This is a genomic window from Niallia circulans (assembly GCF_003726095.1).
GTDB classification, from domain to species: Bacteria; Bacillota; Bacilli; order Bacillales; family Cytobacillaceae; genus Niallia; species Niallia circulans_A.
Map to the genome: position 1 here is coordinate 2,331,680 of NZ_CP026031.1, position 12,053 is coordinate 2,343,732.

Annotated in this window: 7 protein-coding genes and 2 pseudogenes; all 9 read right to left on the reverse strand. The window is 35.4% G+C overall.

Features of this window, described 5'->3' with window-relative positions; translation table 11 throughout:
• Nucleotides 1–57: 57 nt before the first annotated feature.
• Complete coding sequence (gene nrdR, locus C2I06_RS11375; protein WP_095331442.1) at nt 58–516, reverse strand: transcriptional regulator NrdR; 459 nt, start codon at nt 514–516, stop codon at nt 58–60.
• A 112-nt stretch (nt 517–628) separates the two neighbouring features.
• Entirely contained in the window at nt 629–1,234 is a 606-nt protein-coding gene (gene coaE / locus C2I06_RS11380; RefSeq protein WP_095331440.1) for a dephospho-CoA kinase, read from the reverse strand.
• Nucleotides 1,235–1,385: 151 nt separating this feature from the next.
• Nucleotides 1,386–2,021 carry a sporulation membrane protein YtaF gene (ytaF, locus tag C2I06_RS11385; protein ID WP_123258075.1) on the reverse strand — a complete coding sequence of 212 codons (636 nt, stop codon included), beginning with the start codon at nt 2,019–2,021 and terminating at the stop codon, nt 1,386–1,388.
• Between the two features lie 78 nt (nt 2,022–2,099).
• Nucleotides 2,100–2,927: a DNA-formamidopyrimidine glycosylase gene (mutM, locus tag C2I06_RS11390; protein ID WP_095331436.1), complete on the reverse strand. Its 828-nt coding sequence runs from the start codon at nt 2,925–2,927 to the stop codon at nt 2,100–2,102.
• Between the two features lie 121 nt (nt 2,928–3,048).
• A pseudogene (gene polA / locus C2I06_RS11395) lies at nt 3,049–5,687 on the reverse strand (DNA polymerase I).
• 1,069 nt (nt 5,688–6,756) lie between these two features.
• On the reverse strand, nt 6,757–8,511 hold the full coding sequence (gene pnpS, locus C2I06_RS11400; RefSeq protein WP_095331432.1) for a two-component system histidine kinase PnpS: 1,755 nt from the start codon (nt 8,509–8,511) through the stop codon (nt 6,757–6,759).
• Nucleotides 8,512–9,228, reverse strand: a complete 717-nt coding sequence (locus C2I06_RS11405; RefSeq protein WP_095331430.1) for a response regulator transcription factor — start codon at nt 9,226–9,228, stop codon at nt 8,512–8,514.
• 216 nt (nt 9,229–9,444) lie between these two features.
• Nucleotides 9,445–10,379, reverse strand: a pseudogene (mdh, locus tag C2I06_RS11410) (malate dehydrogenase).
• 204 nt (nt 10,380–10,583) lie between these two features.
• Complete coding sequence (gene icd, locus C2I06_RS11415; protein ID WP_095331426.1) at nt 10,584–11,852, reverse strand: NADP-dependent isocitrate dehydrogenase; 1,269 nt, start codon at nt 11,850–11,852, stop codon at nt 10,584–10,586.
• Between the last annotated feature and the right edge of the window lie 201 nt (nt 11,853–12,053).

A 12,053-nucleotide genomic window follows, 5' to 3' on the forward strand; every position in this document is an offset into this window, starting at 1 on the left:
GCAAAAAAGAGCCAAAGAAATCTTTAGCTCCCTTAGTAATCTTTTCCATGTAACTTTTTAATAATCTTTTTTGATTAATTCTTTCAATTCATCAATAAACACATTAATATCTTTAAATTGGCGATATACAGATGCAAAACGTACATACGCTACTTCATCGATCTTCGCCAATCGATCCATTACCATCTCACCGATTGCCTCACTTTTTATTTCGGAAGCAGCATTACTGCGAAGTTCTTTCTCTACTTCTGCTGTTATTTCCTCTAATTGTTTTAAAGCTACCGGTCTCTTCTCACAAGCTCTTATTAAGCCACGCAATATTTTATCCCTGCTAAATTCTTCACGCGTCCCTTCCTTCTTCACTACAATCAAAGGAATTTCTTCTACCTTTTCAAAAGTAGTAAATCGATTCCCACAAGCCTCACATTCTCTTCTTCTTCGAATCGATTTATACTCATCAACTGGTCGTGAATCAAGAACGCGGGTGTTATTATGTTGACAGGTAGGACATCTCATTTCTATTATCAGCTCCGAATTCATTGTTCCATGTATATACTTATCTTCATATTATATAAAATTGCAAGCTTGTACAAGTAATTATCTAAATTTCTCTATCAAAAGATGAAATTCAGCGAGGGGAAACATTCCATTTTTTTAAAATTCTGTTTGCTTGTTGGATTGACTCTTCCATCGATCCATTATTATTAATTACTTCATCAGCAAGAGCAAGTTTCTCCTGTAACGGCATTTGAGCGTTTATTCTTTTGAGCGCTTGCTCATAACTTAAATCATTTCTTTTCATTAATCGCGTAATTTGAGTATCCTGATCCACATATACTAAGATTGTTCGATCAACTGTGTGATTTAGTTTATTTTCAAAGAGCAAGGGAATATCTAAGATCACTACTTTTTCGCCCGATTCCACTGCTTTTTTCTGCTTCTCATCCATCCTTCTTCTAACATCAGGATGCACAATGCTATTAAGCACACGGCGTTCCTCTTCATTTGAAAAAATAATTTCTCCCAGCTTTTGACGATTTAGCGTTCCATCTGAATGTAAAACTCCCTTGCCAAAATGAGACGCTATCTTTAGATATGCTGGTTCTCCTTTTTCTACAGCAAGTCTTGATTCAATGTCCGCATCGATAATCGGAATATTTAGTGATTGATAATAGGAGGAGATTGTTGATTTTCCACTCGCAATTCCTCCCGTTAATCCAACTATTAACGTCATAAAAATACCTACCTTATTGATTTTTAGTATGTAACAAAATCGATAAAAAAGCCTTCTCTTTTTATTAATAGAGAAGATAGATGAATTCTAAAGGCGATTCACCAAGGAGGTTCACCGCCTAAAAGAAACAACCTATTTCATAAATAAATAATTAAAGTTTAAAGATCCCAATAATGATTAGGATAATCCCAGGAATAAAGGAGAATTTATCCATATAACTTTTCTCTGAAAGAAATCTCCCTAGATAAATCCCTAATGAAACAAAGGAAGTACTCATAAAAATCACAGCAAGTGTTAAAAATAATGGAGGAAACCCTAGCATAGAGGCACCAATTCCAGCTCCAAATGCATCCAAAGACAAGGCGAAACCTAACACAACTGCTTCTAGCCCTGTAATTGTTCCTGATTTATCAAAATCGGCTGTTAATGGCTTCTTTAAAATATTGATGACAATCCCTAAAGATTTTATTTCAAAATTAATAATATTCTTTTCTTCTGTTAGTATTTCCTTTTCCTTGCTCGGCTTAAAATATTGGTAAAGAATCCAACCACCTAATAGGATTAAAATAATCCCACCTATACTCTCTGCAAACGAAGGGGAGAATATCCTTGAGATAACATGACCAACTAACATCGCTATCAGAAGTGTTAAACCGGAACAACAGGCGATAATCAGGATAGAATTTAAGGGCATTTTCATTTTTCGAAGTCCGTACGTAAAACCAACACTAAAGCTATCGATGCTAACAGCGATTGCTAACAATAAAAGAGAAAACACCTGGACCATAAAGATAAGCTCCTTCCAAATCAATAGTAATATACTATATGGAAAGAGCCCATCCAATGTTAATTCAGGTTTATTGTTTTATTTTTTTTGGCAATTAGGACAAAAAACGGTTCCTCTTCCCCCGACTATAATTCTTTCTAAAGTATGGCCACATACTTTGCACTCTTGGCCCTTACGACCATATACATATAGTTCAAGCTGAAACATTCCAATTTGTCCTTGGGTGTTTACATAAGAGCGAATCGTGCTACCACCTTTTTCGACCGCTTCAGATAAAGTAGCGATGATTTCTTTATATAATTTTTCTATTTCTTTCACATCTAGGGAATTTGCTGTTCTCTCCGGATGAATGCCACTTCGAAATAAAGATTCATCTACATATATATTTCCTAACCCAACCACAATCTTTTGATCCAACAATGCTGTTTTGATACTGCGATTTGTTTTCGATAAACGCTCTGAAAAATTCGCTATCGTAAAGTCAGCAGCAAAAGGTTCAGGTCCTAATTGCGAAAGAGGCATGGCGTTTGATTCTTCCCCTTTTTTAAATAAATGCATGGTACCGAATTTCCGGACATCTTTATACCGTAGCTCTGAACCATCTTCAAAAAAGAAAATAACATGGGTATGCTTATCAACTGGCTCTTGTGCTTGAAATACTCCATATTTGCCTTCCATTCGCAAATGGGAGACGATGGTAAAATCATTTGTTTCAATTAATATAAATTTCCCACGTCTTTTAACATCTAAAATGGTTTGACCAACCAATGCATCCGAAAATTCTTCCACATTTTCTGGTTTTTTAATCATTTTTGCCCATGATACAACCACTTCTTTTATTACTTTATTTTGCGTCAGCTGTTTCAGCGTTTTTCGTACCGTTTCAACTTCTGGTAATTCTGGCATTTCCATCCCCTCCTTTCATGTAAAAAATTTCTATTATAAGATTCGTGAAAATTTGTTCCTTTAAACTATCGCCTAATTATTTCTATAGAAAAAAGAATAATCTTTTAGAGAACAGTCTTTATTATTTTGCATCATACCAAGTTGGACCGTAAGAATAGTCCACTTTTAAAGGCACGCTTAATTCAACTGCATGTTCCATTACATCTGGCACAATTTCTTTCAGCTTTTCTATTTCGTCTTTAGGAGCTTCAAAAATCAATTCATCGTGAACCTGCAGCAACAATTTTGCTTTCAACCCTTCTACTTCCAAGCGCTTTGCCATATCAATCATCGCTTTTTTGATGATATCAGCTGCACTTCCTTGGATTGGTGTATTCATCGCCGTTCTCTCTGCAAAACCGCGAAGATTAAAGTTTCTGCTTGTGATATCAGCTAAATATCTTCTTCTCTGAAGCAAAGTGGAGACATAGCCTTTTTGCTTTGCATCTGCCACAATTTCTTCCATATAATTTCTTACTCCTGGATAACTTTCTAAGTAACGTTCAATGAATTTCGCCGCTTCTTTTCTTGTAATATGCAGACTTTGAGAAAGTCCATAATCACTAATTCCATATACAATACCAAAGTTAACTGCTTTAGCATGTCTTCGCATATTAGAGGTTACTTCGTCAGCTTCTACATGGAAAACAGACATAGCTGTTTCTGTATGAATATCATGATCTTCTCTAAATGCTTCGATTAATTTCTCATCATTAGCGATATGAGCAAGTACCCGTAACTCTATTTGACTATAATCAGCAGCAAAAATTACCCAATCCTCTTCTGTCGGCACAAACGCTTGTCTTATTTTTCTTCCTTCTTCTAAACGAATCGGGATATTTTGCAAATTAGGATCAATCGAACTTAAGCGACCTGTTTGTGTTAGTACCTGGTTAAATCTTGTATGAATTCTTCCATTATGGACCACTTTTTGTAAGCCTTCTATATAGGTTGATTGCAATTTCCCCAGTTGCCTATATTCTAATATTTCTCTAATTACTTCATGTGAACTAGCAAGTTGCTCTAATACATCAGCAGATGTGGAATAGCCTGTCTTCGTTTTCTTTACAACTGGCAATCCAAGTTTTTCAAATAAAATCACACCAAGTTGTTTTGGAGAATTGATATTAAAGGTTTCACCAGCCAGCTCATAAATTCGCCCTTCAATTTCTTTCAATCTTTCGGAAAGCTCTTGCCCCATTGCTTTTAGGCGAGATACATCCACCTTAACCCCCGTTGATTCCATATCAGCAAGTACCAAGCTTAAAGGCATTTCTAAATCGTAAAATAAGGCTTCTTGATCGTTCTTTTTCAATTCATCTTCCATTGTCTCTTGGATAGCCTTCAATGCGAATGCCTTTCTCACGAGATGGTCTGCTAATATTTCTTGTTCGGGAACCTTTCTTTTTGCTCCTTTTCCATAAAATACTTCATCTGATTGTAAATTAGTAAAATCATATTTTTTAGCAACAGAGGCAACATCCTCAATCGTTGCAGAAGGATCCGCTAAATATGCTGCGATAAGAATATCAAATGTAATTCCTTTTAAATGAATTCCTTGATGACGTAACGATACTTCCGATCTTTTAGCATCATAAACAATCTTTTCTTTCTTCTCATCTTCTGCCCAATTTTTAAAAGCAGACGACTTTAAAGCATGATCAATTGGAAGAAAGTATGCGCCATTATCATTTAAAAGAGAAATCCCTAGAATAGGTGCATAATGATAATTATCTTCTAATACTTCAACATACATAATATTCCTATCAGAAAAAATATCGTCTGTGATATTTTCAACGGTTTTAAACTCGATATCTTCTAAAACAAGTTCTTCTTTTTCTGGTGCATCTCCTAATTTTTCGAGAAGAGAATTAAAGCCAAGCTCTTTGAAAATCTCCTTTAATTTCTCTATTTGCATCCCAGGAAATTCTGTATCTTCTAATGTTATGGTTAAAGGAGCTTCTCTGAAAATAGTAGCAAGTTCTTTACTCATTAATGCTTGGTCCTTAAATTCTTCTAACTTTTCCTTCAGCTTTTTACCACTTACTTTGTCAATAGATTGGACTAAATTTTCTAAGGAATCAAATTCCTTCAGCAATTTGATAGCTGTTTTTTCTCCAACACCGGGGACACCTGGAATATTATCTGAGCTATCACCCATTAGACCTTTCATATCAATAATTCGGTCAGGCGTCAGGCCATATTTTGCTTGGATATGGTCTGGCGTATAGGACTCCATGTCTGTAATTCCTTTTCTAGTGATATAGACAGTTGTCTTATCCGAACTTAATTGGGTTAAATCTTTATCACCAGAAATTACAACTACTTCAAAACCATCTTTTTCTCCTTGAAGAGAAAGTGTTCCGATAATATCATCAGCTTCATAGTTTTCTAATTCGTAATGATGGATACCATAGGATTTCAACAACTCTCTAATATACGGGAATTGCTCCGACAATTCTGGTGGCGTTTTTTGGCGCCCCCCTTATATTCACTAAACGTTTTATGGCGAAAAGTTGTTTTCCCTGCATCAAAGGCAACAAGAGCATGTGTTGGCTTTTCTTCTTCAATAATTTTCATAAGCATCATCGTGAAACCATAAACAGCATTTGTGTGCACACCTTTATCATTGTTTAATAGAGGCAAAGCAAAAAACGCTCGATACGCAATACTATTACCGTCAATTAAGATTAATTTCTTTTTCAAGAAATCCTCCTCCATCCTTTTAATATGGTATATTTTCTCGTATATAAACGGGGATTATTACACGACTTAATATTATTTATTTTACATGACATATTCATAAATGTAAAAAAGCAGAGATTGTGATAAAAGAGGTCTTACCAGACACGTGCTTATTTCACCCTACAAGGAAATAAGCGTGCAGTACACATCTTTTAGCAACAAACTCCGCTATTTTTACAGCATCAAAAAACAATTTAGGTATATCGACACTGGCATGGATAAGAGGATCACAATTCTACCAACAATCATTTACGATTCCTTTCCTACCATACCCACTATTAAAAGGGGAAGCCAAAAGCGGGGTAGCTTTTAGCTTAAGTCCTTAACCAAATGGATAAGGGGGACTTCAAAAATAATTGTACCAACAAAGTGTAAACCCACCATAAACCAAATGTAAAAACAATGTAAAGGAAGTAGAAAAGCGGAGGAGACTGTTCATCGGTGTACAAACTGGAGACTATCGACTGAGATAAAGGATACACGACGAACGATAGAGAGTCGATGTTGACTTATCGTAGGGAGATCGTCGGAAGTTTGCTAACCGATAGACTCCGCAGCTAGACAATGAAAAGCGGAAGGCACCGTTTAGCGCCTTGTAAACTGGAGCGATTCTCTCAAGATAAAGGATACACGACGAACGATAGAGAGTCGATGTTGACTTATCGTAGGGAGATCGTCGGAAGTTTGCTAACCGATAGGCTCCGCAGCTAGACAATGAAAAGCGGAGGAGACTGTTCATCGGTGTACAAACTGGAGACTATCGACTAAGATAAAGGATACACGACGAACGATAGAGAGTCGATGTTGACTTATCGTAAGGAGATCGTCGGAAGTTTGCTAACCGATAGGCTCCGCAGCTAGACAATGAAAAGCGGAGGAGACTGTTCATCGGTGTACAAACTGGAGACTATCGACTGAGATAAAGGATAATCTTCTTTCTTAAAATAAATTAAAAACCCCAAAACATTATACGAATTTTCCAGCATTTTACGTATAGTTGTTTGGGGTTATGTTTAGTTAAAACACTTAAGCTACAGCCTTTTTCCTAAAATGGAAATTCCTTATGCAAAATAACAGTGAAAGTCGTTCCTTCTCCCATCTCACTCTCTACTTGAATTGTTCCTCTATGAAGCTCTACTAAATGCTTCACGATTGCCAGTCCTAATCCAGTGCCTCCAGAATTTCTACTTCGCGCTTTATCCACTCGATAAAAGCGTTCAAATATTCTAGGAATTTCTTCTTGCTCTATTCCAATTCCAGTATCCTGAATTCTTATTTCGATTTTCTTTTTCTTCTCCACGACGTAGACAGTAATTTCTCCATCATTCGGAGTATAGATAACCGCATTCGTTATAAGATTTAAAAAAACTTGCGTTAATCGACTTCTATCACCCTCAATTTGAACAATTTCATTCGCTTGAGGAAACAGTAACTTAATATTTTTCGCTTCCGCTCTACCTTCCAACATTTTTGTCGCTTTATTGAGAATTTCCATCAGATTAAATTCCTCTTTATTAAGGGCAAAATGGTGCTGTTCCAATTTTGAAAGATCCAGAAGGTCTTGAATTAACGTCTGTAATCGGTGACTCTCTTTTAAAATGATTCGTAAAAATTCCTCTAACGTCTCCTTATCTTCCATCGCTCCATCAAGAAGTGTTTCCGAGAAGCCTTTAATAGAAGTAATAGGAGTTTTTAATTCATGAGAGACATTGGCTACAAAGTCTTTACGAATTTGCTCAAGCTTTTTCAATTCTGTTATATCATTAAAAACGAGTAAAATCCCCATCCATCTGTCATTCGTCCCAATAATAGGTACTCCATACACTTGAAAGCTTTTTTTCTCATTTTTAATCTCTAGGGTCATATCTCGGATTACTTTATGTTCAGTCATAAATATTTCTTCCGCTAAATCAGTCACTTGTCTATATGGAATGACTTTGTAGTATTGTTTATAGAGATAATCAGCAGAACGGACAAAGAACATATCCTTATAGGATTTATTGATTAAATTAATATATCCTCGGCTATCTATTAATAATAATCCGCTACCAATACTCTCAATCAATGTTCCTAGACGATCTTCTTGAATTTCTTGTGCTTTTACCATCTCTTGCATATCTTTAGCTACTTTATTTAGCGAAGAACTAAGTACTCCTGTTTCATCTACTCGATCTTCATAGGTTCTCGCATGGTAATTCCCATTCGCTAAATCGACAGCAACCTTGGTAGCTGACTCAATAGGTCTCGTATAACGATAAATTAATTTATAGCCAATTAAATAAATCACTAAAAGCGACAAGAAAAAAGAAGCAAAAATAATCCAATTAATATGCTGATAAGCCTTTTCTATTTCTTCTATTTTTGCACCAATTAATAGATATCCTAATCTCCCCTCTTCACCAGTTAACTGTTGTTGATAAAAGTGAAAGTTAGGATTTCCATTAATAGATACCGCTTTTGCTTTTTCATTTGAAAGCAGCCTTTGCATTCGATTTTCATATTCTGTATCTGTCTGCAGCTCTCCTTCGTTAAAGAGAATCTCTCCAGTTTCATCTATAACAGTAATTTGTATATCTAATGCTTCACTATATTCTTTTAATAGACTATTATTAATGTCTAACCCATCGCCATTTTTCATTATTTGCTTTGCGATTAAAGTACCTTCGCGTTTCAATCGACTGTCAAAAGAGTCCATAAACGTCTTTTTATTATATGATTCAATAAATATTGCTACGAACAAAAACACAATAAATATAGTAAATAAAACACTCGCCATTAATCGAGATTTAAAGCTCTTCATTTACTTTGGTTCCTCTAACTTATAACCCAATCCACGAATCGTTTTAATATATATTGGTTTTTTCGTATTTTCTTCAATTTTTTCACGTAAGTGGCTAATATGTACATCTACAATTCTTGTATCTCCGACGAAGTCATAATTCCAAACAGCGCTTAATAGTTGATCCCTTGTAAGAACTCTTCCCTTATTTTTAACAAGATATAATAATAACTCAAATTCTTTCGGAGTTAACTCTAATAGTTCCCCTTTGAAATATGCTTCATAATAATTAGGAAGCACTCTTAATTCACCTATTTTAATACCATCGTCCTCTTCTTCATCTACTTCATCCGAGGCTGCTGGCACTTGCATTTGAATTCGTCTTAATACAGCTTTAATTCGAGCAATGACTTCCCGGGGGCTAAAAGGTTTAGTCATATAATCATCTGCACCTAGTTCAAGCCCTAAAACTTTGTCAAATTCATCGTCTTTAGCTGTTAACATTAAAATAGGAGTTAACACTTTCTGTTGGCGTAATTCTTTACAAACATCCATCCCATCTTTTTTTGGCAGCATTAAATCTAGTAAGATGACATCCGGATTAGCAGTTAATGCTAGATTCAATCCTTCTTCTCCATCCATGGCAGTTAATACATCATAACCTGCCTGTTGTAAATTATACTTAAGTAGAGTTACGATAGATTGTTCATCATCTACAACTAAAACCTTTTTCTTCATATACAGCCTCCAAATATGTTAATTCCCCTAAAGTCCCCTTATACCTATTTACATTATAATATATTGTCCAATAAAAATGGAAAAAACATTTATATCCTGTTTACAAATAGGAAATAATTCTTATAAATTATTATAGGTGTCTCTGGTTAAGTTTATTGATTAAATGAAATAAAAAAATCGGCTAGCTCTTTTTTATCGAGCTGCCGACTTTTATACTTAATTTAATACTGTCAATACACTTCGAACGGAGTGAACAGATTTATCTAAGGCTGCCTTTTCTTCCTCAGTTAGTTCCAGTTCAATAATTTGTTCGATTCCGTTTCCGCCAAGAATTGTAGGTACACCTAGATAAAGATCGTTATAGCCATATTCTCCTTCTAAATAAGCGATAGTAGGAAGGATACGTCTTTGACTTTTAATTATAGCTTCACACATATCTACCACAGAAGCTGCTGGAGCATAATAAGCACTTCCGTTTCCAAGTAAATTTACAATTTCCGCTCCACCAATTCTTGTTCTTTCAATAATCTCATCCAAGCGATGTTTTGGAATTAGTGCTTCTAATGGAATACCACCTGCATAGGAATAACGTATAAGTGGAACCATATCATCACCATGTCCGCCTAATACAAATCCTGTAATGTCCTTAACGGAAAGATTTAACTCCATTGCCACAAAGCTGCGAAAGCGTGCTGTATCTAAAACCCCGACTGCCCAATTACTCTATTCTTAGGAAAGCCTGATTCTTTATAAACAGTATATGTCATGGCATCAACAGGGTTCGTAAGCACGATAATGACACAATTAGGTGAATATTGCACAATTTCCTTTGTTACCGATTTCATAATAGCTTGATTTGTTTGTACAAGGTCATCTCTACTCATACCTGGCTTTCTTGCCATACCAGCAGTTATTACGACAATATCAGAATCAGCTGTATCTTTATAGTCGGAAGTTCCCGTTATATTTGCATCAAACCCTTGTACAGGACTTGCTTCAAACATATCTAATGCTTTTCCCTTTGTAGAGTTTTCATTTCGCGGAACATCTAATAATACGATATCACCAAGTTCTTTTTGAGCAAGCAAAAAAGCAGTTGTAGCCCCAGTAAAACCTCCACCAATGATGGAAATCTTCTTACGTTTAACCATATTATTTCCCCCTTATTAGACCGAGAATGAATGAAGCCCACCAATAAGCAGTTACAAAGCAGAGTCCCCTTTTACTCTATTTAGTAAATACTTTTCCCAGCTTATCCCATTCTAATCCAATACCGTAAATCTTCTATTTTGGACAAAAAGGAAGAAGAGATGAGACGATCTCTTCTTCAATTTGTTATTAATTCATGTTCTTAATTAATTCATGTTCTTAATTAATTCATCACCGAACTCGGAACATTTCACTTCTGTAGCACCATCCATTAGACGAGCAAAGTCATATGTAACAACTTTGGAAGCAATTGTTTTTTCCACGGATTGAATCACTAATTGTGCAGCTTCAGTCCAGCCTAAATGTTCAAGCAATAGAACACCTGAAAGAATAACAGAAGATGGGTTTACTTTATCTAAACCAGCATATTTAGGAGCCGTTCCGTGTGTAGCTTCAAAAATAGCATGGCCAGTTTCGTAATTTATGTTTGCTCCAGGAGCAATACCGATTCCACCCACTTGTGCTGCTAAAGCATCAGAAATATAATCTCCGTTTAGATTCATTGTCGCAACTACATCAAATTCTTTTGGACGAGTAAGAATTTGTTGTAAGAAAATATCAGCAATAGAATCTTTAATAATGATTTTACCTTCTGCTTCCGCTTGAGATTGAGCTTTATTTGCTGCATCAGAACCTTGTTCTTCTTTAATGCGATCATACTGGGCCCATGTAAATACTTTATCTCCAAATTCTTGTTCTGCTAATTCATAACCCCAGTTCTTAAATGCGCCTTCTGTATATTTCATAATGTTTCCTTTATGTACTAGAGTTACCGATTTACGACCTTCTTTAATCGCATAATTAATCGCAGCTCTTACTAAACGACTTGTTCCTTCTTCTGATATCGGCTTAATTCCAATTCCAGATGTTTCAGGGAATCTAATTTTATTAACTCCCATCTCTTGTTGTAAAAAGTTAATTAATTTTGAAGCAGCCTCTGAACCCTTCTCATATTCAATTCCTGCATAAATATCTTCAGTATTTTCACGGAAGATAACCATATCTGTATCTTGAGGTCTTTTAACAGGAGAAGGAACTCCTTCAAACCATCTCACTGGACGTAAACAAACAAAAAGATCCAATTCTTGGCGCAGGGCAACGTTTAAAGAACGAATACCACCGCCAACTGGTGTAGTTAATGGCCCTTTTATAGCAATTAAATACTCTCTAATTACATCCAATGTTTCAGAAGGTAACCATTCTCCAGTTTCATTAAATGCTTTTTCACCAGCTAGTACTTCTTTCCAAACAATTTTCTTTTCCCCATTGTATGCTTTTTCAACAGCTGCATCTAACACTCTTGATGATGCTGCCCATATATCTGGTCCAATTCCATCTCCCTCAATATAAGGAACAATCGGATTTGCTGGTACATTTAATACTCCATCTACTACTGTAATTTTTTCTCCTTGCATGTTTCTATCCCTCCGTAAAAAATAGTTTCCTTTTCCAATGTAATAACATTCATTGGAAAAAGAATGAAATAAATTTATTATAACAAGCTTTTATAAGCTAATTATATTTACTATTCTGACGAATAAAAAAAAGGAAAACGCCAATACGCAAAGTAAATTAACCCATCATTAAGTATATATTATTCTATTACTCTATGGGAA